Source organism: Metabacillus sp. GQ13 (assembly GCF_059758525.1).
This window is the reverse complement of record NZ_JCAXET010000003.1, coordinates 197,721-221,014: the sequence shown is the minus strand read 5'-3', so window position 1 is coordinate 221,014 and position 23,294 is coordinate 197,721. Positions and strand designations below refer to the sequence as shown.

The following is a 23,294-nucleotide window of genomic DNA, read 5'->3' as shown; positions in this document are numbered from 1 at the left end:
TCAATTACAATGTAATACTTCAAATAAATAATCGATATGGGCACGTGTAGAGTCTAAATCTAAGTATTGAGTCTTTGAAAAACGCTGAGGGTAGTAAGAAAGAAGGTGAAGAAGAATGGAGCACATGAGTAATTCCTTTAAAAATTTAACTAATCGGCCAGGTTTTAATGACCGCTATAAAGAGCTAAAAAAACAGGTGTTAAATCATCCTGAAATTCAAGCGTTTATAACAAATCACGCATCTGAAATAGAAGATGGGATGATTGATAGAAGTATGGGGAAGCTTTTTGAGTTTATCAATCAAAGCAAAAATTGTGAAATATGTCCTTCGCTATCAGAATGTAAGAACCTTTTAGGCGGTTATCATCCTCATTTAGTGATCCAGGGGAGAATCATTGACCTAAAATATGATAAATGTCCTTCAAAGGAAGCGCATGATGAACGAAAAAAGCATGAGTCACTTATTAAAAGTATGTATATTCCAAAAGATATTTTAGAAGCGCAGTTTGATAAAATCGAAGTGGAAATGGACGAAGCAAGTCGTTTTAAGGCAATAAGTATGGCACAGGATTTTGTTGAAAAATATAATAGTGGGGATCGCTCAAAGGGTTTGTATTTTTATGGATCCTTTGGTGTCGGGAAAACATATATATTAGGAGCAATTGCGAATGAATTGGCTTCACATAAAGTATCTTCAATGCTTGTGTATGTACCCGAGTTTATGAGAGAACTGAAAGGATCATTTCAAGATTCTTCTTTAGATAGAAAATTAGATGCTGTTAAAAAGATACCAGTGTTAATGCTTGATGACTTGGGTGCAGAATCTATGTCAAGCTGGATGAGGGATGAGATATTGGGGACTATTTTACAATTTCGCATGCTTGAAAATTTACCAACATTTTTTTCGTCGAATTTTAATTTAAAACAACTTCAGCATCATTTGTCGTTTTCTCAGCGTGGTGAAGAAGAACCGGTAAAAGCTGCTAGAATCATGGAACGTATCAAACATATGGCTATCCCAATTGAGTTGGTTGGTAGAAACCGCCGAGATTAATATCCTATTCAAACTTTATAAGTTTATTTTGTACCTGTCCATTATAGTAGACAGGTACTTTTTATTGTCTATCTAGAAATTTTTTAATTAGATTTCACATTCATATTTAGGACATTACAGCTCTAAGTGAAATTTTTTAAAAGCTTGAGTATAAAGAAGCCCTAATTTGAAAAGTAAAGGTAAGTATGAAAAAAACATTTCTGAAATAACCTTTTTATGATTTCTTTTACTTCTAATTAAAGATGTTCCCCCATATACATAGAATCAGATATTGGCAAAAAAAGGGGGACAAACATGCTTGAGATATTATTAGGGTCTCCGAAAGAGGCAAAATTGATTTATTCCATTTTTCGTACGATGTGTAAAGGCTATGAAACAGAACTCCAAATTGTTAATCAACAAAGTATAAAAATCAGCCCGGAAATTTGGGATGTAACAATAGAAAAGCTAGTTATACCAGGGCTTATCCAATTTATTATTGATCATAAAGAGCATCAAATCATGGGAAGGATCATTAAGGATTTTTACTTTTTTCTAGAAGAAGAGGAGCAGCAGCAAATCATACATATAGCTCAATCAATTATTGAGGGTGAACGAACAGATATACCTAGAGTTGATCATTCTTTCCCAAGGGATGTCATTTTAAGAGATGCGTTAGAAGGTTTTTTGAAGCCTGATTTGTATTTTAGTTTCACATCATTTCAACAATTCCGTCTGCACAAGTATATTGCAAGAATACAAGAGTATGTTGAAGTTGCAATTGAAGAGTATAAGCTTGAACAGGAATATCAAAGTTTTATTCAAAGTTTACGCGACTATCTCATAACTAGGAATGCTGTTATAGAAAAACTTTCAATTGTTCATGATCATAAAAACTTCTTTGTTTATAAGGCAAAACAAGTGATGCCAGAAAATGAATTAGTAACTTATATTGATAAGACATTTGTTCATCAACATCCAATGTACATTGATTCTAAGTTGTTAGGTCCGATTGTTTCAATTGCCCCCAAACAGATTTTTCTGTATACGAATGATCCATTCGATGGTATGGTTCAAACCATTCAAAATATATTCCAAGAAAGAGTAAGTTTACAAAAACGGAATGAATTTCAAACTGAATTACATTGATTTGATGTTTAATGTCTTCATACATACTAATTGATTGTTGCTTTAAACATAAAGGTGATTATTCCTTTCAATCAGGAATTTATATTATATGTTAAGTGACTATTGTGATAAAAAACCAATGGGACTGCGGATTTTTGTGAAATCAACTTGATTTTCAGAAAAAAACAATTTATAATACGATGTAATTATAAAGTAACAACCCAAATAAATTATCAGTATTGATAAGGATATGAGTTTGTTTTTTACGGTTCCCAGAGAGGGAAGGATGTGCTGTAACCTTCCTAACACGATCAACAAACTTACCACCTTTAAACTTCAGTTGTGAACAGAGTATCAAGTAATAACTGACGGTCTTCCCGTTATCGATGTTAAGCCAAACCTAACCTATTCCGTATTGATAAATAGAGCGTGAGTAGTAGACATTTTATGATGTATTAATCAAAAGTCTTAGGTATTGGGAACAAGGGTGGAACCACGATCCATTGACTAGAGTTTAACTCGTCCCTTCTTTTAGGGGCGAGTTTTATTTGTTTTGGAGCGGAAATAGCTCCACAGACTAGTAAGGTGCTTAAAGTCCTATTGTTTTATTAGAGACTTAATTATGCGCTTTTAGTATCTCAACTTATAAGGAGTGAACAAGGATGTCAGACGTTATAAAAATTGCGTTTCCAGACGGAGCTGTGAAGGAGTTTGCAAAAGGCACCACTACTGAAGAGATTGCGGCATCCATTAGCCCAGGTCTAAAAAAGAAATCACTTGCAGGAAAATTAAATGATCAATTAATTGATTTGCGCACACCGATCCAACAAGATGGAAAATTTGAGATCGTGACACAAGATAGTAACGAAGCTCTAGAAATTATGCGCCATTCAACAGCTCATTTAATGGCACAAGCTTTAAAACGCATTTATAAGGATCATTCAATAAAACTAGGTATTGGACCAGTAATTGAAAATGGTTTTTATTATGATATTGATATGGAGCAAGCTATTACACCTGAGGATTTACCAGCTATCGAAAAAGAAATGAAGAAAATTGTTAACGAAAACCTTGAAATTGTTCGTAGAGAGGTTAGTCGTGAAGAAGCTAAGCGGCGATTTGAAGAACTGCATGATCCTCTCAAGCTTGAACTACTAGAAATTATTCCAGAAGGTGAAGCCGTTTCAATATATGAGCAGGGTGAATTTTTTGACTTATGCCGAGGTGTACATTTGCCTTCAACAGGAAAAATTAAAGAGTTTAAACTTTTAAGTGTTGCTGGTGCATACTGGCGTGGTGATAGCAAAAATAAAATGCTTCAACGTATATATGGAACAGCTTTCTTCAAGAAAAGTGAATTAGATGAACATTTACGTATTTTAGAAGAAGCTAAGGAACGTGATCACCGTAAACTAGGGAAGGAATTAGGTTTATTTACTTCCTCACAAAAAGTTGGTCAAGGGTTACCGCTTTGGCTTCCAAAAGGTGCAACGATTCGCCGAATAGTCGAGCGCTATATTGTCGATAAAGAAGAAAGATTAGGCTATAACCATGTCTATACTCCTGTATTAGGAAGTGTGGAATTATATAAAACGTCTGGTCACTGGGATCATTATCAAGAGGATATGTTTCCGGTAATGGAGATGGACAACGAAGATTTGGTCCTACGTCCAATGAACTGCCCACACCATATGATGGTGTATAAAAATGATATACACAGTTACCGAGAGCTGCCAATACGAATAGCAGAGTTAGGCATGATGCATCGTTATGAAATGTCTGGCGCATTATCAGGTTTACAGCGGGTCCGTGGAATGACATTAAATGATGCCCATATTTTTGTTCGCCCAGATCAAATAAAGGATGAATTTATCCGAGTTGTCCGCTTGATTGAAGCTGTATATAAAGATTTTGGCATTGAAGACTATTCATTCAGATTATCCTATCGTGACCCAGAGGATAAGGAAAAGTACTTTGATGATGATCAGATGTGGGAAAAAGCTCAAAGCATGTTAAAAGATGCAATGGATGAATTAGGCCATGATTATTTTGAAGCTGATGGTGAAGCTGCTTTTTACGGACCGAAACTAGACGTACAAGTAAGAACAGCACTAGGGAAGGATGAAACACTTTCGACTGTTCAGTTGGATTTCTTGCTTCCTGAAAAGTTTGAGTTAAACTATGTTGGAGAAGATGGCAAGCAACATCGTCCCGTCGTTATCCACCGTGGTGTTGTTTCAACAATGGAACGTTTTATAGCATTCTTAATTGAAGAATATAAAGGGGCATTTCCAACATGGCTCGCACCAGTACAGGTTCAAGTTATACCTGTATCACCAGCTATTCATTTGGATTATGCAAAACAAGTACAAGAACAGCTCAGAGAAGCTGGCTTACGTGTTGAATTAGACGCCCGTGATGAAAAAATCGGCTATAAGATTCGTGAATCACAAATGCAAAAAATTCCTTATATGCTTGTAGTTGGCGATAATGAGATTACTGACAAAGCTGTTAACGTTCGTAAATATGGTGAGCAAAAGTCAGAAACTGTTCCTTTTGATCAATTTCTATTAGATATTCAACAGGAAGTTAAGAAATAAAGGAAACGATTGAAGAAGTTTGCTAGGCATGATAATCGATCATAATTTGGCTAAAAACCGTGCTTAGCATGGTTTATCTAACAAATGATAGGTATGAAATGCTAACTGAACTTCTAGTTGTATACAGATTTTCATAAAAAAATGTTGCAACAAAGTATAGCATTTGGTAGAATAAAATATGTTGTTAAAACAAACAGTGATTACTTGCAATGTTTTTGTTTAGGTGCTATAATAACCAAGGTAATTGAATAGTTTCATTTAAAACAAGTAGAAGCACCCGCTTCTCACCTGATTGACACATCCGTTTTGTAGTTAGCAGGTTACGATGAATTCTTAGTATACAATCGTAGTGTGGGTGCTTTAGGCATCCACGCTTTTTTATTTTCAAAAAATAAAAAAACCAGATACTACAAAATTGGATTTGAAAACTACTATTCAGTTTTAAAAAACCTTGGAGGTGGCTAATTATTAGCAAAGATATGATGGTTAATGACGGAATTCGTGCTCGTGAGGTTCGTTTAATTGGTGCCGATGGAGAGCAGCTTGGGATTAAATCTCGCCAAGAGGCGTTGGAAATTGCTACTAGATCTAACCAAGATTTAGTTATGGTTGCACCAACAGCTAAGCCTCCTGTATGCCGCATCATGGATTACGGAAAATTCCGTTTTGAACAGCAAAAGAAAGACAAAGAGGCACGTAAAAATCAAAAGATTATCAATTTAAAAGAGGTTCGTTTGAGCCCAACAATTGATGAACATGACTTTAATACAAAGCTTCGAAATGCACGTAAGTTCTTGGAAAAGGGCGATAAAGTTAAAGCGTCTATTCGCTTTAAAGGTCGTGCAATTACACATAAAGGAATTGGTCAGAAGGTTCTTGATCGATTTTCTACTGAATGTGCAGACTTAAGTACAATTGAATCACATCCAAAAATGGATGGGCGAAGTATGTTCTTAGTTCTTGCACCTAAAAATGAAAAGCAATAATACTTAAGGAGGAATACCTTATGCCAAAAATGAAAACACACCGTGGAGCAGCGAAACGTTTCAAAAAGACCGGATCTGGTAAACTTAAACGTTCACATGCATACACTAGTCACTTATTCGCCAATAAATCTACAAAAGCTAAACGTAAATTACGTAAATCAACTGTAGTAAGCAAAGGCGATTTCAAACGCATTCGTCATTTATTAGATAACATCAAATAATCGAAACATCGTAATATAGGAGGGAATTTACATGCCAAGAGTAAAAGGCGGTATCGTTTCACGTAAACGTCGTAAAAAGGTATTAAAATTAGCTAAAGGTTATTTCGGTTCTAAACATACATTATACAAAGTTGCTAACCAACAAGTAATGAAGTCTCTAATGTATGCTTATCGTGACCGTCGTCAGAAAAAACGCGACTTCCGTAAGCTTTGGATTACTCGTATCAACGCAGCTGCTCGTATTAACGGTCTTTCATATAGCCGTTTAATGCACGGTTTAAAGCTTGCAGGTATTGAAGTAAACCGTAAAATGCTTGCTGAATTAGCAGTAGCTGACGAAAGAGCATTTGCTCAATTAGCTGATGCTGCAAAGTCTCAACTTAACAAATAATTAAACATTCAAAAGGGTTGACTCAGATGATGAGTCAACTCTTTTTTGTGAGAGTTTGTCGGATAATGTTGAATGATCGATTGCCTCCTCATATTGGATGATATAATGAATACTTGGACGATAAAAACAGAAAAAGTGGACAATAAATGAAGTAAATCCGACCATAAACTCCGATATACCGACAATTAACAGTTATAGGGGCTTATATGTGAGTTGTAGATTTACAATTTAAGCGGGAAGGAGAATACTTTTTGACGTACATACTGGTTTATTACCTCTTAATTAATAGCGTAAGTTTCTTTATCATGGGTGCTGATAAAAAACGGGCAAGGCGAGGTGAATGGAGAATTAAAGAAGCAACTTTATGGTGGCTAGCCGTATTAGGTGGTGCGGTTGGTGGTTTAATTGGAATGAGAAGATATCGTCATAAAACAAAGCACACATCATTTAAATTTGGTTTCCCTGTCATCGCAATTATACAGTTGCTACTTTTTATCTATATCATAAATCAATTGGCATAAACTTAAAGTTATTTCGTAAAATAAATCGTACACTACAAACCTCTTTGAACTGCATACAAGAAAGTGGTGATTACGATTGAACTTTCAACATCATCCGTTTTAGCAGTAATTCAAACGACAGGATACTTTGCGCCGCTTGCTTTTATTTTGTTTCATATCGTTAGGCAGTTTTTATTTATTCCAGTTGCAGTTGTATGTGTTGCTGGTGGAATGTTATTTGGAGTGGAGCTAGGTTCTATTTATTCTACTATAGGCTTAACTGGAGCGAGCATTACATTTTATTTGATTTCTAAAGTTTTCCCAACTTTGATTCAAAGGTTTACGAAAATGAGAATGAAATGGATAGGAACTTATACTAATTTATCAATATATCAAATCGTCCTTTTACGGATGATCCCGCTTATTAACTTTTCGCTAATCTCGCTATGTATTTTAGAAAAGGCAAAAACGTTTCGTCGTTATGCAAAGCTTTCGTTATTAACTCATATTCCTGCAGCTTTTTGTTTTACTTTTCTCGGCTCAAAAATACAGACTTTGTCACCTGTCCTATTAATAGCTATTTTTGTATTACTACTTGTTCTTGTATATGTTTTAAGAGAAAAGCAGGCTTTAATCAAATGGAATGATTTTTTTGTTAGAGAAAAAGCATGATGGAAGGTTATTGCAAACATTCTAATCATATTGTGTGAATTTAGTAACAGCTACAACAATCTAATAAGCTTCAAATAGCAAAAAAGGTCTGACCTTTCAATTCAAACATCAATATATAAAGCCTCTTTCTAGTAAGGAATCTTTATATAATTGTAATTGAGGGGCAGACCCTTTGGTATTGAGGTAACCTCTTTTATTTCCTTAATGTTCTCTTTTCTTCACAAGTAATTCTTTTATCGGACTTTTCCAGTCTACTTTTGCATAAGGATATTCCTGTTTAACTTGCTCTTCGATATGTGTGAAATCCTCAAGTGTTAACCCTTGTAATCTGCTAGATGACTTGGCCCAAATAAAGATCGAGACAACTTCAAAAGCATTTGTGGTTGTACCTAAATACTTTTCACCTTCAAATAAAACACCATTATACGTTAACATGAAGTTTTTCCGCACATTATCTTTATCATCAAAAAAATAAAATTGTTTTTGTTCATGGGCTAATTCTAGCTTTCGTTTTGGATTAAATATATATTTAAATCCAGAATAGATAAGGAATAGAATCAAAGCAATTAATAATAATCGTAATAACAAGACAATCATGTCATTCCCCTCCCGAGGACATTTTTCCTTATATACGATTCACAATAGAAAAAGGTTTCAAGTTTTTTTAAATTTGTTATACTTTTTTTAGGAATATATGTGGCTCTTTACTAAAATGTTGTTTATTTACTTACTTCTATTTCCTCACTATACGTATCTGAAAATTTTCTTGAAGTTATGAAAAAATAGGAATAACTGCCTTGTCTCTAAAGGATATCAGGTAATTCCAGTAAACAATAGTAGAACTAAAAAAAGCCGATAATGAATAATGGAGGAAAAAACAGATGGATTTAACGGAGCTATTTTCAATGCAGCGGGTTTTAGATGAAAAAATTGAAACCCAACATCAGTTACAAGATGAACCACTAATAGAGCGTAAAATTTTAGCGCTTTTAGTCGAGGTAGGAGAGTTAGCAAATGAGACTAGATGCTTTAAATTTTGGAGCTTGAAGCCACCTGCGTCAATAAATGTCATATTAGAAGAATATGTTGATGGAATTCACTTTATCTTGTCATTAGGTTTAGAAATAAATATTGAGGTAACATTAAGCGTTGAACCTATTCAGGATGAACGCAATGTGACAGAACAATTTTTAAGAGTGTACGAAGTGGTTCATGCTTTTAAAGAGGAACAAACAATCAGATCGTACAAAAATATGTTAGCAGAATATGTTTTCTTAGGTCAGTTATTAGGGTTCACAAATGAGCAGGTAATTGAAGCTTATATGACAAAAAATGAAGTAAATCATGTGAGACAACAACAAGGGTATTAACTCTTCTTAGGTAGAACATTTCTCATCCTAAATGACTTCATGTATACTAAAATAATAATCGTGTTTTATTGAAGGAGGCTACATAATGACAAAGCTAGATGAAACATTAACAATGCTCAAGGATCTTACGGATGCTAGAGGTATTCCTGGTAATGAACGTGAAGTCCGTGGAGTCATGAAGAAATACATACAAGAGTATTCTGATGAAGTTTTCACTGACAATTTAGGAAGTTTAGTTGCTAAGAAGGTCGGATTAGAAAATGGTCCTAAAATAATGATCGCTGGACATTTAGATGAAGTCGGCTTTATGATTACCCAGATTGATGATAAAGGGTTTCTACGCTTTCAAACAGTAGGTGGTTGGTGGTCACAAGTTATGCTTGCCCAACGTGTGACGATTGTTACGAAGAAAGGTGATGTAACAGGAATCATTGGCTCAAAGCCACCACATATCCTTTCTCCAGACGCACGGAAAAAGCCTGTAGAGATCAAGGATATGTTCATTGATATCGGTGCTTCTAGTCGTGATGAAGCTATGGAGTTTGGAGTGAAACCAGGTGATCAAGTTGTTCCATATTTTGAATTCACCGTGATGAATAATGAAAAGATGCTTCTTGCAAAAGCGTGGGATAACCGTATAGGTTGTGCGATTGCAATCGATGTATTAAAAAATTTAAACGGTATAGATCATCCAAATGTCGTTTATGGAGTAGGTACAGTACAAGAGGAAGTTGGATTACGAGGAGCGCGTACATCTGCGAACCTTATTGAACCTGATATTGCCTTTGGTGTAGATGTAGGAATAGCTGGAGACACACCGGGAGTATCTGATAAAGAAGCATCAAGTAGAATGGGTGAAGGACCACAAATCATCCTTTATGATGCATCCATGGTATCCCATAAAGGGTTACGTGATTTAGTAACAGATACGGCAGATGAATTGGATATCCCATATCAATTTGACGCAATCGCTGGCGGTGGTACAGATTCAGGTGCAATTCATATTTCAGCAAACGGTGTGCCTGCACTATCGATTACAATTGCTACTCGTTATATTCACTCACATGCTGCGATGCTGCATCGTGATGACTATGAAAATGCTGTGAAGTTAATTACAGAAGTTGTGAAACGATTGGATCGTAAAACAGTTGATAAAATAACGTTTGATTAATTAAAAAATAAAAAAGCTGGGGACTTTCGCCCAGCTTTTTATTGTAAGAAAATATAAAAAACTTGTACGGAGGATAAACGGTTGATGGCCTGCACGATAAGACAACATTATCCTTTGCGATCTTCGTGTTTTCATAACCTCATAACAACTGTAGGTTCATCCATCACCGAATGATCTCTCGCGTTATTTTTATTACTTACTTTTTCAACCCCTGCTCTAAGGTAGTTAGCATCTCCTGCTTGTCTTGTTCATTCGCATTTTGCCAGATAACTTCAAATAATACGCCTAATCCTGGTAACATCTTTTCTTCGCCACTTTGAATAGCATCAATGATTGTATCTTCTAGCTGACCTTGATCATTTCCTGATACATTTGTGATAACGGCATGTCGTAAATTTAAGTCCATTTTGTTCACACTCCTTTAAATTTCTATGTAGCTAATAATAGCGTTTGTTAAACAACTAAGAATTATGTATGATTAGTTAGAGAAAATGGATATGTTTGCAAAGGAGTTTTCCTGTGGATCGAATTGAATCAATTAAAAATCAAAAAGTAAAGCAATGGAGAAAGTTACATACTAAAAAGGAGCGCGAAGCCACAAGTACATTTTTAATTGAAGGGTTTCATTTAGTTGAAGAAGCCTTAAAAACCAAAGAAATGATAAAGGATTTAATTGTTTCTGAGGATTCAACATTACCAACGCATTGGAATGTCGATTCTTTAAATATAACACTGGTCACAAAGGAAATTATGAAGGCAATCAGTGATACTGAAGCTCCACAAGGAGTTGCGGCCGTTTGTGAATATCAAAAACAACAAACTGCAAATAATTGGGAAAAGATTCTCTTTGTTGACAGTGTCCAAGACCCTGGAAATTTAGGGACAATTATTCGCACAGCAGATGCCGCAGGTATAGACGGAATTATTTTAGGTGAAGGTACTGTTGACCACTTTAATTCCAAAGTAATTCGTTCAAGCCAAGGTTCGATCTTCCATTTACCAATTGTAAATGGAAATTTATTAGAGTGGATACAAGTCTATAAGAAAAAAAGCATTCCGATATATGGAACTTCGTTACAAAATGGAGTAAGCTATCGTGAGATTTTGCCATCGCAACACTTCTGTCTAATCATTGGAAATGAAGGAAGTGGGGTAAGTGAAGAACTATTACAAAGCACAGTTAAGAACTTGTATATCCCAATCCAGGGTAAAGCCGAATCATTAAACGTAGCAATTGCTACAGGTATTCTACTTTATCATTTAAGAGGGTAACTTGCAGGAATATATTGTTTTGATTATAATAAGATAGAAAATACATACGGAATTATGGTAGTTGATTAAGTGAGTCTCTCCTTAATCTTGATTCAAGAAGCCGAATGATTTTACAAAAAAAAGTAAGAGGATTCTGTCCCCTTACCAACATAAAAAAGAAACGTAGACAGAGACTAGTAATTTGCAGTTCGTCCAATCAGGGAAAAATGCCTTAGACTGAAAGCATTTTTGGATTGAAGTAAAATGAATTCATCTCTCGAGTTGACACTTAGACCATATAGAAGGAAGGGTAAGGAGGTTGTAAAAACAACCACTAATCTCCCATATCTACCTCTATATATAAAGGTGATCCGGTTTTTTTACCGTTATTGAAATGAAGTGAGTCGTGCAGATTTTGTGCCTATCTCCCCTACTAATGAATTTTCTTTGGTGGTGAAGAAGAGAGAGGTATAAACGCTTATCCAATGTTCGGCTAACAAGGGTGGTATCGCGAATTCAACTCGTCCCTTTTTAGGGCGAGTTTTTTATTTTGTCAAAAAGCTGAAATGAGTTTTTAGATAGGCTGTTTTCGCTAAGTTGTTGTTTCAGTTTATAGACTATTCTGCTCTTATGGCCAAGCATCAACTTTTACTATAAGCCTTTAAAGCGTCAGTCTTAAAGCAACAATACTTTAAAAATGAGCCTTAAAAATAAGGAGGAAATGTACATGCAGGAGCAATTAAAACAGCTTCAATTAGAAGCGCTTGAAAAGATTGAACAAGCACAAGAGTTAAAAGCGTTGAATGACATTCGAGTAGCTTATTTAGGTAAAAAGGGTCCGATTACAGAGGTTCTACGTGGAATGGGCAAGCTGTCAGCTGATGAAAGACCAATTATGGGGGCACTTGCAAATGACGTCCGTGAAGCGATAGCTACTTCGATAACGAAAAAACAAGAGCATTTAGAACAGATAGCTGTTGAACAAAAGTTAGCAAAAGAAACGATCGATGTTACATTACCAGGTAGACCTGTAAGAGTTGGGCATCATCACCCGATTACCGCTGTTATAGAAGATATTGAAGATCTATTCCTTGGTATGGGTTATCAGATTGCAGAGGGACCAGAGGTAGAAACAGATTATTATAACTTTGAAGCATTAAATCTCCCAAAAGGGCACCCTGCGCGAGATATGCAGGATTCCTTTTATATTACAGAAGAATTGCTTTTACGTACTCATACGTCACCAGTGCAAGCTAGAACGATGCAAAAGCATGAAGGAAAAGGACCAGTTAAGATAATTTGCCCTGGTAAAGTGTATCGTCGTGATAATGATGATGCAACACATTCTCATCAATTTACGCAAATTGAAGGACTCGTTGTTGATGAAAACATTAGTATGAGTGATCTAAAAGGTACACTTGAAGTATTTGCAAAGAAAATGTTTGGAGACGAACGTGAGATTCGCTTACGTCCGAGTTTCTTCCCTTTTACAGAACCATCTGTTGAGGTAGATGTATCTTGTTTCTCATGTGGTGGTAAAGGCTGTAGCATTTGTAAAGGTACTGGTTGGATTGAAATGTTAGGTGCGGGTATGGTACATCCAGACGTATTAGAGATGGGTGGATTTGATTCAAAGAAATATAGCGGATTTGCATTTGGGATCGGTGGAGAACGAATTGCGATGCTCAAATATGGTATTGATGATATTCGCCATTTTTACACAGATGATGTCCGTTTCTTAAAACAATTTAAACGAGTATAAAGGAGGCAATTAGCATGTTTGTTTCATATAAATGGTTAGCAGAGTATGTTGATTTATCAGGTATGGAGCCAGAAGAACTATCTGAAAAGATCACTCGTAGTGGTATTGAAGTTGAAGGAGTAGAGGTTTTAAACGAAGGCATGAAAGGTGTAGTCATTGGCCATGTTATTGAAAAAGAACCACATCCGGATGCTGACAAATTGAATAAATGTCAAGTGGATCTTGGAAATGATGAAGTCGTCCAAATTATTTGTGGGGCAAAAAATGTTGATAAAGGCCAAAAAGTAGCGGTTGCAACAGTTGGTGCAGTTTTACCAGGTAATTTTAAGATAAAGAAGGCGAAGCTTCGTGGTGAAGTTTCAAATGGAATGATTTGTTCACTTCAAGAACTTGGAATTGAATCAAAACTAGTTGCAAAGGAATACTCAGAAGGAATTTTCGTCTTTCCTAACGATGTCAAAGTTGGTGAAGATGCGCTTGGGCAATTAAATCTTGATGATGCTGTCCTTGAATTAGGGTTAACACCAAACCGTTCGGATGCATTAAGTATGTTAGGTGTAGCTCATGAAGTAGCTGCAATTTTAACTCGTGAAGTAAAGTACCCAGAAATTTCGTATGAAAGTATCGCGGAAAAAGCTGCTAGCGTCATCGAAGTAAAAGTTGAGGCAACTGAAGACAATCCATTATATGTAGCAAAAGTTATTAGAAATGTAACGATTGCCCCTTCACCATTATGGCTGCAATCTCGGTTAATGTCTGCAGGAATTCGTCCACATAATAATGTTGTTGATATTACAAACTATGTTCTCCTAGAATATGGTCAACCTTTACATGCGTTTGATTTAGACCGTTTTGGTTCAAAAGAAATTTTAGTTCGTCGGGCAAAGGCAGGCGAGAAGATTGTGACACTAGATGATCATGAACGTACCTTAACAGCGGATCATCTTGTTATTACAAACGGTGCTGAACCAGTGGCGCTTGCAGGTGTGATGGGTGGAGCAAATTCAGAAGTACAATCAGATACAAAAACGATTTTACTTGAATCAGCGTTATTTAAAGGACAAATAATCAGAACGGCATCCAAGGATCATGGTTTAAGAAGTGAAGCAAGCGCACGCTATGAAAAAGGTGTTGATCCTAATCGAGTACATGCAGCAGCAGAACGAGCTGCACAATTAATCTCTTTATATGCAGGTGGAGAGGTGTTAGAAGGATCGGTGGAAGTACAAACTGCAATTTTCGAACCGAGTGTCGTTCAAACAACGGTTGAAAAGGTCAATCGTGTTCTTGGTATGAGTATTTCACCAGAGGAAATGATCACCATTTTTGAACGTTTACAATTTGGTGTGACATTAGATAACGGTACATTAGCAGTTACAGTCCCAACTCGTCGTGGTGATATTACAATTGAAGAAGATTTAGTAGAAGAAATTGCACGACTCTATGGGTATGACAATATTCCAACAACGTTACCAGTAGGTCAAGCAATTCCAGGTAGACTATCAGAATACCAAGAGAAACGTCGCAAAGTACGTCGTTATTTAGAAGGAACGGGATTACTTCAAGCAATTACTTATTCTTTAACAAGTGAAGATAAGGCGGCAAAGTATGCATTAGAAGATTCTGAGTTAACGAAATTAGCTTTGCCTATGAGTGAAGAACGTAGTGTCCTACGCTTGAGTTTACTTCCTCACTTGCTCGATGCGTTAAAATATAATCTTGCAAGACAAATCGATCAAGTTTCCCTTTACGAAATTGGATCAGTATTCCTTAATCAAGGTAAGGATCGTCAGCCACTAGAGAAAGAACATCTGTCAGCGGCTGTTACCGGACTATGGCAAACTCATTTGTGGCAAGCAGAGAAAAAGCCCGTCGATTTCTATGTTGTTAAAGGAATTGTTGATGGCTTACTCGACTTGCTTGGCTTAACCAATCAAATCGAATACAAACAGGCAAAACGTGATGGGATGCATCCAGGTCGTACAGCAGAAATTTTCCTCGGTGACAAGCTAGTTGGTTTTATTGGTCAAGTTCATCCTACAAACCAAAAGAAATTGGATTTAACTGAAACCTATGTATTTGAGTTGTCATTAGTGGATTTATTAACTACAGATGTAGTAGAGACTCGTTTTGAAGTGATCCCTCGTCATCCATCAATTACAAGAGATATTGCTCTTGTAGTCGATAAAGAGATTGTTGCGGGTAATATTGAACAAGTTATAACTGAAGCGGGCGGTAAAATGCTGAGAGAGGTCACCGTCTTTGACCTATATGAAGGGGATCGTCTCGAGGGTGGCAAAAAATCAGTCGCATTCTCACTTCGTTATTTTGACCCTGAGCGGACATTAACTGATGAAGATGTGACAAAAGCTCATGATAAAGTGTTAAAGGCAGTCGATGAGAAATTTGGAGCAACTTTACGTGGTTAAGTAAGAAGAATAAGATAGAGAAAAAGAGGTTGACTTACTTTTAAGTCAGCCTCTTTTTATGTTCAATTTTGGGAATAGTCGAACTCCTAACACGTCCAATGAAGGGATCCATTCCACCTTATTTTCTTGCTAATTTCATTGCCTTATCAGTATTTGCGAAATGCTTCTTTGTGATAGTAGTTAAAAACTCAATCCCTCGTCTTTGGATGATTTTTGCGGCAGCGAGATCAACGTGTGCACCAGCGCCTTTAGGAATTATGATCCCTGCTACTTCAGATAAGCGATCAAATTCCTTTACGAAAGAGTATCTAGCAATAATCGAAGCAGCAGCAACGGCAAGGTGGACACCTTCAGCTTTCGTTGAAAAATAAATATTTTCGTTTATGACAGTCTTACCCTGTAGATGTTTAAAGTATATAGAGGGATCAACAAACTGATCAATCAATATTCCATCTGGTTTCTCAGGTGCTATTTTAGCGAAAAGTTTATTAATAGCTTGATTATGTAATAAGGCTTTCATCTTTCCTTGTGACATCCCTTGCTGCTGAAGTTCATTGTACTTTTCATTGTGTAGCACCAATAAACTGTAAGGAATCGTATGGATTAACTCTTTAGCTATCGCAATAATTTGTGGGTCCTTTAGATTTTTAGAATCTTTGACCCCGAGCTCTCGTAGTAAGGTGATTTGTTCTTTCTTTACATAGGCTGCGACCACTGTAATCGGTCCGAAAAAATCACCAGTTCCTACCTCATCAGACCCTATGATTGATAAACTTGAAATCATGCTAGGCGGTTGGTATTTAGATTGTGTTATTTTTGGTGAAGCCATTGTAGGGCGTTTCGTCTGTTGACTTTGACCCCATTTTATGGATTCGCTTTCTGCTGTCCCTCCTTGAAATAAAACCTTGCCAGACCGATAGGCTGTAATTGTACAGCCGTTTGCCTTTGCTGAAAAAACAGCTCCCTGTGGTGTTTTTTCTGTTTTATTTGCTTTGTAATGAGTTTCCATTTGTTTTATTATTTCTAACGTTACTTTTATTACTGAGTTCGCCAAGGATAACACCCTTTCCAAATTAAATATCTACGTTTTTTTTATACATATGTAAGAACTGAACTTCTTTCCATATCATAATGCTTCATGTTATGATAAGGAATAGGATTTGCAGGAAATGGAGGATTTATCGTTGTCAAATCGCCCAAAGTCGAAAACAACAGTTGATATATATGGTCAACAATTCTCAATTATTGGATCAGAAAGCACAAGTCATATACGTGCAGTTGCTTCAATAGTTGACGATAAAATGAGAGAGATTAATAGTAAGAATCCTTCTCTTGATATCAATAAACTTGCTGTTTTAACAGCTGTTAATGTTGTACATGACTATTTAAAACTTAAAGAAGAGAATGAAAAATTAGAGAAACAACTAATAGAAAAGGATTGAAGCTAAGAAATGCTAGATATAGTATTATTTATTATTTTATTATTCGGAATGCTAGTTGGCTTAAAACGAGGTTTTATCCTTCAATTTATTCACCTAACTGGTTTTATCGTTGCATACATTGTAGCATATCAATATTACGATGATCTTGCACCGAAACTGAAGCTTTGGGTACCTTATCCTTCGACAACTGATGGTCCAGCAATTCTAAGTTTACTAGAAGGTGAAAATTTGGAGGCAGCATTTTACCGTGCTATAGCTTTCGTTATATTATTTATTGGTACGAAAATAGTTATGCAAATTATTGGTTCCATGTTTGATTTTGTTGCGTTATTACCAATTTTAAAGCAGTTAAATAGATGGGCAGGTTCAATTTTAGGATTTTTGGAATCATATTTAGTTCTATTTGTATTTTTATACATAGGTGCGCTTGTTCCTGTAGAACAGCTTCAACAAGTATTAGATCATTCAATACTTGCAGATCTCATTGTAAATCATACTCCATATTTTTCTGATAAAGTTAATGAACTCTGGATACAGTACATGACATAACTTCTCTGCCAACTAAAGAGAAGTTTTTTCTATTAGGTATTTATTAACGAAAAAATTGTAATTTCAGCTACTTATTTGTATCATTTTAATTAGAAGGCTGTTTTCGCAAGTATTGTTGTTTTTCGTAATAAGTAAATCTTTACGAATTCAGCCTATCTTCGTGCTCTTTTCGTTAAATGACTCTGATATCCCACTGGAGATCGCTTCAATTTAGATAATAAAAATCCAAAAGCCAATTTTTAATAGTACTAGAGCAACAAATTTTTAGAAAAGAGCCAATTAGAAAAAGCTTCATTGTTTCCAAATATGTTTTCCTTAAGTTTTTTATCATTTTTATTACTATATATGTTAAATGACTCTTTGATAAAGTAATAATAGTAGTATCTTAAGGTTATTTTTTTTTTTTTTTTTACATAAACAGCTCTTTTTTAATACATGTAGTTAATAAGTATTTTGAAGATACACGTTTATAAAATACTTGAGTTAAGAAAAGAGCTGTATTTAAACAGAGGTGAGATTAAATGGACATTCATAAAAAGGACGTTATTCGGTTATTGGAAAAAATAGCTACACTAATGGAACTTAAGGGAGAAAATCCTTTTAAAATAGGAGCATTCAGAAAAGCAGCCAATGCTTTAGAGACCGACGACAGAAGTTTAGCTTTAATAGATGACATTACGAAAATTTCTGGCATTGGTAAAGGAACATCAGCGGTAATTGAAGAATATGTTGAAACCGGAAAATCAGAGGTACTTGAACAACTGGAAGAAGAGGTGCCATCAGGATTATTACCATTATTGAAGTTGCCTGGCTTAGGTGGCAAAAAAATTGCTAAATTATATAAAGAATTATTAATTGATAGTGTTGATGCATTGAAACAAGCTTGTGAAGAAAATAAAATACAAGCGTTAGCAGGCTTTGGAAAAAAGTCTGAAGAGAAGATTTTGGCCGCTATCGATGAGATGGGTAATCGACCAGATCGCCTTCCGTTATCGTTTATGCTACCGATCGCAAAAGATATTGAAGCATATTTAGGACAATGCGAAGGAATTGAGAAGTTTTCAAGGGCAGGAAGTCTACGCCGTATGAGGGAGACTATAAAGGATTTAGACTTCATTATCGCAACGAATGATCGAGACAAGGTCCGTGATCAGCTTTTAAAGTTTCCTACAGTTTCTGATGTCATTGCCGAAGGAGACACAAAGGTTTCCATACAATTACGTTATGAATATGAAGTAAGCGTTGATTTTCGATTAGTTACACCATCTGAATATGCAACAACACTCCATCATTTCACTGGTTCAAAGGATCATAATGTGAGGATGAGACAGCTTGCTAAAGAACGTGGAGAGAAAATAAGTGAGTATGGTGTGGAGAACATAGAAACGAATGAACTAAAAACTTTTGAATCAGAGGAAGAATTCTATACTTATTTTGACCTCCCTCATTTTGCTCCGGAGATTCGGGAAGATGGCACGGAAATAGATTCATTTCATAAGGAATTGAATCATATTCGCTTAGAGGATATAAAGGGGGATTTGCATATGCACTCAACATGGAGTGATGGTGCATATACAATTCGGGAAATGGTTGAAGCTTGTCGTAAAAAAGGTTATCGATATCTAGCGATTACAGATCATTCACACTACCTGAAGGTGGCAAATGGTTTAACACCTGACCGATTGCGAGCTCAGGTTGAAGAAATTAGAGCATTAAATAAAGAATATGATGATATCACCATTCTAGCTGGAGTAGAAATGGACATTTTGCCAGATGCTACATTAGATTATGATGATGAGCTTTTAAGTGAGATGGATCTTGTCATAGCTTCCATTCATTCTAGTTTTTCTCAATCACAAGATGTGATTATGAACCGCTTAAAAACAGCGATAAAAAATCAACATGTCGATATCATTGCACACCCAACAGGTCGTCTAATTGGCAGAAGAAAAGGTTATGATGTTGACATCGATATGCTTATTCAATTAGCTAAGGAAACAGACACTGCATTAGAATTGAATGCTAATCCAAACCGTTTAGATCTAAATTCTGATCAGATAAAAAAAGCTCAAGATGCTGGTGTTAAACTAGTAATTAATACCGATGCCCATAATATTGATATGCTTGAGGACATGACAATTGGAGTTTCAACTGCAATTAAGGGTTGGATTGAGTCTGAAAATGTCATCAATACTTGGGACATTGAAGAGCTAAATGCATTCCTAAAGCGGAATGATAAAATAGAAGGTTAAATTCATGCTGTTTTCGCAAAGAAGGTCGTTTTTTTCATAAAAAGCAGATAGTGTTACCGTGATTGAAAACGACCCTTTATCTACATCGTTTTACTTAGAATAATCGATTGATCGAGGTTATAGTTCGAAGGAGGTTATCTTTTTGCAGCAAAAAGTATTACATGTTTTAGAATTTGATAAAGTGAAAGACCAGCTTATTAAACACGCTTCATCCTCATTAGGTAAAGAAAAGGCAAATGCACTAACACCTTCTATTGACTATCATGAAGTACTTATCGCACAAGAGCAAACTGAAGAAGCTGTAAAAGTTATACGCCTAAGGGGGAATATTCCATTAGGTGGATTGGTTGATGTTAAATCAATCGTAAAAAGAGCAAACATTGGCGGCCTACTTAGTGCTTCTGAATTAAATGAGGTTTCAGGTACACTGTATGCTGCGCGAAATATGAAGCGATTTATTGAAAAAATGGTTGAGGATGAAATTGAACTAAAACACCTCCCAATGCTAGCAGAAAAAATAGTAATTCTACAAGATTTGGAAAGAAATATCTCGCAATGTATTGATGATAATGGCCATATGTTAGACAGTGCCAGTGACACCTTAAAGGGAATTCGTCAGCAATTACGTACGACTGAATCTAGGGTAAGGGATAAATTAGAATCAATGATTCGATCATCTTCTGCAACGAAAATGCTTTCGGATGCGATTGTTACAATTAGAAATGATCGTTTTGTGTTACCCGTCAAACAAGAATATCGATCTGCCTATGGTGGGATTGTTCATGACCAATCAAGCTCAGGAGCCACGCTATTTATTGAGCCCCAAGTGATTGTAGACTTAAACAATTTACTTCAACAAGCAAGGATGAAGGAAAAAATTGAGATTGATCGGATCTTACGAATTTTATCTGACGAAGTTGCCGAATTTAGTAATGATATCTTACAGAATGTATATTGTTTAGCAGAAATGGATTTCATGTTTACAAAAGCTAAGTATGCAAAACAAATAAATGGTATAAAACCCGATGTTAATAACAAAGGTATCGTAAAAATGTTTAAAGCACGACATCCACTTTTACCTGAAGACGAAGTTGTCCCAAATGATATTGATCTTGGAGCAGACTTTACGACGATCGTAATTACCGGACCTAATACTGGTGGTAAAACGGTAGCGCTTAAAACCTTGGGCATTTGTACTTTAATGGCACAGGCAGGCTTACAAATCCCTGCGTTATATGGTTCAGAGATTGCTGTCTTTGAAACGGTGTATGCAGATATAGGGGATGAACAATCCATTGAACAAAGCTTAAGTACCTTTTCCTCACATATGGTTAATATCGTTGATATCCTTGATAAGGTGAATGAGAATAGCTTAGTATTGTTTGATGAACTTGGAGCAGGTACAGATCCGCAAGAAGGTGCGGCATTAGCTATTTCAATACTTGATGAAGTGTATCAAAGAGGAGCAAGGGTAGTAGCAACAACACATTATCCTGAACTTAAAGCATATGGTTATAATCGTAGTGGTGTCATTAATGCAAGTGTAGAATTTGATATCGCAACATTAAGCCCAACTTATAAGTTATTAATTGGTGTTCCAGGACGAAGTAATGCTTTTGAAATTTCTAAAAGGTTAGGTCTTCAGGATCATGTTATTAATATGGCTAAGGGGCAAATGAGTGCAGAACGTAATGAAGTAGATACAATGATAACTTCATTAGAAACAAGCAGAAAATCAGCAGAACAAGAGGTAGAAGAGGCAGTTGCTATTCGTAAAGAAGCCGAACAATTGCATAAAGAACTTCAACAACAAATCATTATGTTTAATCAACAGCGAGACTCTTTATATGCACAAGCTGAACTTAAAGCGCAACAAAAGCTTGAAGACGCTAGTCAAGAGGCTGAGCAAATCATCCAAGAGCTAAGAAGAATGAGAAAAGATACACATGTTCAGATAAAAGAGCATGAACTCATTGGTGCGAGAAAACGTCTAGAGGAATCAGCACCAGTCTTTGAAAAAAGTAAAAATGCAATAAAGAAAGAAGTTGTTAAGCAATCATTCTTACCTGGTGATGAAGTGAAAGTGATAAGTTTCGATCAGAAGGGTTACTTAATTGAAAAAGTAAGTGATAAAGAATGGCAGGTTCAAATGGGGATTATGAAAATGAAGGTGAAAGAAAAGGACCTCCAATATATAAAAAGAGCTAAGCAAGAAGTCCAAGAAAAACCTTTAGCAACCGTAAAAGGAAGGGACTATCATGTATCTCTTGAATTAGATTTGCGTGGTGAGAGGTTTGAAAATGCACTGCTAATGGTGGAGAAATATTTAGATGATGCAGTTTTAGCTGGTTATCCAAGAGTATCAATCATACATGGAAAAGGTACAGGTGCACTAAGGACTGGAGTAAAGGAATTGCTTAAAAACCATCGTAGTGTTAAAAACACTCGATTCGGTGAAGCTGGAGAAGGCGGCACAGGAGTAACCATTGTCGAACTCAAATAGTGGGGAGAAGGTATAATTATTATGACTGGATTCTGGGAAAATGAATATATTCAAACAGCTGCCTATTACAGTGTTGTGGTTCTTTGTATCATCGTTTTTTTAACCATTTTTGAGCTCGTTACACGTTATAAAAATTGGGATGAAATTCAGAAGGGTAATATGGCTGTAGCCATGGCAACAGGGGGTAAAATATTTGGAATAGCGAATATTTTTAGGTTTTCAATCAACCAACATGACAGTTTATTACAAATGATGGCTTCAGGTTTATTTGGATTTATCCTTTTACTTTTAGGTTATTTTATTTACGAGTTTATGACTCCAAAGTTTAAAATAGATAAAGAAATACAAAAGGACAACCGGGCAGTTGGGTTTATTTCATTAGTTATTTCAATCGGCTTATCGTTTGTTATAGGTGCAGGGATTTAAGGGAGAGTGTAATATGGAGACGTTATCGAAAGTAATGTTCGGATTGTGTGGATTGTTTATATTAATTGGAATTATTTATTTAGTGTTTTTTTAAGACCTTCTCTATACATATTTGCTATTTAAATAAATGCAGCAAATGTAATCAATTGTGAAAACAGCCTTTTTAAATTTAACAGTTGTTTTAAATAGCTGTGGTCTGACATATACTTTTGTCAGACCACTAAAAAACACAATCTAATATTAGTAACAAATATGAAGGTTAAGATACAATTAGTTTATATATATTGAGAATCATAGAAGATTAGCTAGTATTCCTACTTAAAAATAGTAACATGAAGGATTGTATATTTCTGATTAATATAAAGTCTGTTATAATTTTTACAAGGCTTTTTTCTTAAAAGGACATGAAGTAAAAATGGCGCGACGATAAGCTTAATAAGTAAAGGAGAGCTTGTTATGGAATACATCAATAGTTGCGGATATAAGTAAGTTGGAAAGGGGAAGAGTTCTACTAGCTACCATCTCACAATCTAATATTTACCACAATTAGTCCTTATCTCCTCTCCACCTACTCATAAGAAAAGTAGGACATTGTCATCATTCCACAT

General features: G+C 35.7%; 21 protein-coding genes and 1 other annotated feature. Of the genes, 18 read left to right on the top strand and 3 right to left on the bottom strand.

Translation table 11 applies throughout. The features are described from left to right. Window positions 1-115: 115 nt before the first annotated feature. The 8 genes from dnaI (at window position 116) to AC6CHR_RS04920 (ending at window position 7,531) form a co-directional block, all read left to right on the top strand. Window positions 116-1,054 (top strand): primosomal protein DnaI, encoded by a 939-nt coding sequence (dnaI, locus tag AC6CHR_RS04955; protein WP_498247404.1) that lies wholly within the window; start codon window positions 116-118, stop codon window positions 1,052-1,054. Between the two features lie 294 nt (window positions 1,055-1,348). Further along, entirely contained in the window at window positions 1,349-2,182 is an 834-nt protein-coding gene (ytxC, locus tag AC6CHR_RS04950) for a putative sporulation protein YtxC (RefSeq protein WP_498247403.1), read from the top strand. A 641-nt stretch (window positions 2,183-2,823) separates the two neighbouring features. Beyond that, window positions 2,824-4,761: a threonine--tRNA ligase gene (thrS, locus tag AC6CHR_RS04945; RefSeq protein WP_498247402.1), complete on the top strand. Its 1,938-nt coding sequence runs from the start codon at window positions 2,824-2,826 to the stop codon at window positions 4,759-4,761. Between the two features lie 259 nt (window positions 4,762-5,020). Continuing rightward, window positions 5,021-5,147 (top strand) — a sequence feature (ribosomal protein L20 leader region). Window positions 5,148-5,225: 78 nt separating this feature from the next. Beyond that, window positions 5,226-5,747 (top strand): translation initiation factor IF-3, encoded by a 522-nt coding sequence (infC, locus tag AC6CHR_RS04940; RefSeq protein WP_498247513.1) that lies wholly within the window; start codon window positions 5,226-5,228, stop codon window positions 5,745-5,747. Window positions 5,748-5,767: 20 nt separating this feature from the next. Continuing rightward, the gene (gene rpmI, locus AC6CHR_RS04935; RefSeq protein WP_066326889.1) at window positions 5,768-5,968 is read left to right on the top strand and encodes a 50S ribosomal protein L35; all 201 of its coding nucleotides are present in this window, start codon (window positions 5,768-5,770) and stop codon (window positions 5,966-5,968) included. A 31-nt stretch (window positions 5,969-5,999) separates the two neighbouring features. Further along, a complete protein-coding gene (gene rplT / locus AC6CHR_RS04930; protein ID WP_498247401.1) occupies window positions 6,000-6,359 on the top strand; it encodes a 50S ribosomal protein L20 in 360 nt (119 codons plus the stop codon). A 251-nt stretch (window positions 6,360-6,610) separates the two neighbouring features. Then, entirely contained in the window at window positions 6,611-6,880 is a 270-nt protein-coding gene (locus AC6CHR_RS04925) for a DUF1294 domain-containing protein (RefSeq protein WP_498247400.1), read from the top strand. A 66-nt stretch (window positions 6,881-6,946) separates the two neighbouring features. Beyond that, window positions 6,947-7,531 (top strand): TVP38/TMEM64 family protein, encoded by a 585-nt coding sequence (locus AC6CHR_RS04920; protein WP_498247399.1) that lies wholly within the window; start codon window positions 6,947-6,949, stop codon window positions 7,529-7,531. Window positions 7,532-7,732: 201 nt separating this feature from the next. Here AC6CHR_RS04920 and AC6CHR_RS04915 read toward each other — a convergent pair whose 3' ends face one another. Next, on the bottom strand, window positions 7,733-8,128 hold the full coding sequence (locus tag AC6CHR_RS04915; protein ID WP_498247398.1) for a sigma-w pathway protein ysdB: 396 nt from the start codon (window positions 8,126-8,128) through the stop codon (window positions 7,733-7,735). Window positions 8,129-8,412: 284 nt separating this feature from the next. Here AC6CHR_RS04915 and AC6CHR_RS04910 point away from each other — a divergent pair, with 284 nt between their 5' ends. Together AC6CHR_RS04910 and AC6CHR_RS04905 are read left to right on the top strand one after the other, a co-directional pair. After that, window positions 8,413-8,901 (top strand): dUTP diphosphatase, encoded by a 489-nt coding sequence (locus AC6CHR_RS04910; protein WP_498247397.1) that lies wholly within the window; start codon window positions 8,413-8,415, stop codon window positions 8,899-8,901. Window positions 8,902-8,986: 85 nt separating this feature from the next. Further along, the gene (locus AC6CHR_RS04905; protein WP_498247396.1) at window positions 8,987-10,072 is read left to right on the top strand and encodes a M42 family metallopeptidase; all 1,086 of its coding nucleotides are present in this window, start codon (window positions 8,987-8,989) and stop codon (window positions 10,070-10,072) included. A 196-nt stretch (window positions 10,073-10,268) separates the two neighbouring features. Here AC6CHR_RS04905 and sspI read toward each other — a convergent pair whose 3' ends face one another. After that, window positions 10,269-10,478 carry a small acid-soluble spore protein SspI gene (sspI, locus tag AC6CHR_RS04900; RefSeq protein WP_498247395.1) on the bottom strand — a complete coding sequence of 70 codons (210 nt, stop codon included), beginning with the start codon at window positions 10,476-10,478 and terminating at the stop codon, window positions 10,269-10,271. Window positions 10,479-10,591: 113 nt separating this feature from the next. Here sspI and AC6CHR_RS04895 point away from each other — a divergent pair, with 113 nt between their 5' ends. The 3 genes from AC6CHR_RS04895 (at window position 10,592) to pheT (ending at window position 15,514) form a co-directional block, all read left to right on the top strand. After that, entirely contained in the window at window positions 10,592-11,344 is a 753-nt protein-coding gene (locus AC6CHR_RS04895; RefSeq protein ID WP_498247394.1) for a TrmH family RNA methyltransferase, read from the top strand. Window positions 11,345-12,050: 706 nt separating this feature from the next. After that, a complete protein-coding gene (pheS, locus tag AC6CHR_RS04890) occupies window positions 12,051-13,085 on the top strand; it encodes a phenylalanine--tRNA ligase subunit alpha (protein WP_498247393.1) in 1,035 nt (344 codons plus the stop codon). Window positions 13,086-13,099: 14 nt separating this feature from the next. Continuing rightward, the gene (gene pheT / locus AC6CHR_RS04885) at window positions 13,100-15,514 is read left to right on the top strand and encodes a phenylalanine--tRNA ligase subunit beta (protein WP_498247392.1); all 2,415 of its coding nucleotides are present in this window, start codon (window positions 13,100-13,102) and stop codon (window positions 15,512-15,514) included. A gap of 118 nt (window positions 15,515-15,632) precedes the next feature. On the opposite strand, the gene rnhC is transcribed toward pheT, so the two are convergent. Continuing rightward, window positions 15,633-16,568, bottom strand: coding sequence for a ribonuclease HIII (rnhC, locus tag AC6CHR_RS04880; RefSeq protein WP_498247391.1), 936 nt, complete (start codon window positions 16,566-16,568; stop codon window positions 15,633-15,635). Between the two features lie 115 nt (window positions 16,569-16,683). Between rnhC and zapA the strand changes: the two genes are divergently transcribed. The 5 genes from zapA (at window position 16,684) to AC6CHR_RS04855 (ending at window position 22,686) form a co-directional block, all read left to right on the top strand. Further along, the gene (zapA, locus tag AC6CHR_RS04875; protein ID WP_498247390.1) at window positions 16,684-16,956 is read left to right on the top strand and encodes a cell division protein ZapA; all 273 of its coding nucleotides are present in this window, start codon (window positions 16,684-16,686) and stop codon (window positions 16,954-16,956) included. 9 nt (window positions 16,957-16,965) lie between these two features. Beyond that, a complete protein-coding gene (locus AC6CHR_RS04870) occupies window positions 16,966-17,505 on the top strand; it encodes a CvpA family protein (protein WP_498247389.1) in 540 nt (179 codons plus the stop codon). 521 nt (window positions 17,506-18,026) lie between these two features. Beyond that, on the top strand, window positions 18,027-19,757 hold the full coding sequence (polX, locus tag AC6CHR_RS04865; RefSeq protein ID WP_498247388.1) for a DNA polymerase/3'-5' exonuclease PolX: 1,731 nt from the start codon (window positions 18,027-18,029) through the stop codon (window positions 19,755-19,757). 142 nt (window positions 19,758-19,899) lie between these two features. Then, window positions 19,900-22,260, top strand: a complete 2,361-nt coding sequence (locus AC6CHR_RS04860) for an endonuclease MutS2 (protein WP_498247387.1) — start codon at window positions 19,900-19,902, stop codon at window positions 22,258-22,260. A 21-nt stretch (window positions 22,261-22,281) separates the two neighbouring features. Beyond that, window positions 22,282-22,686, top strand: a complete 405-nt coding sequence (locus tag AC6CHR_RS04855) for a DUF350 domain-containing protein (protein ID WP_498247386.1) — start codon at window positions 22,282-22,284, stop codon at window positions 22,684-22,686. Window positions 22,687-23,294 lie beyond the last annotated feature (608 nt).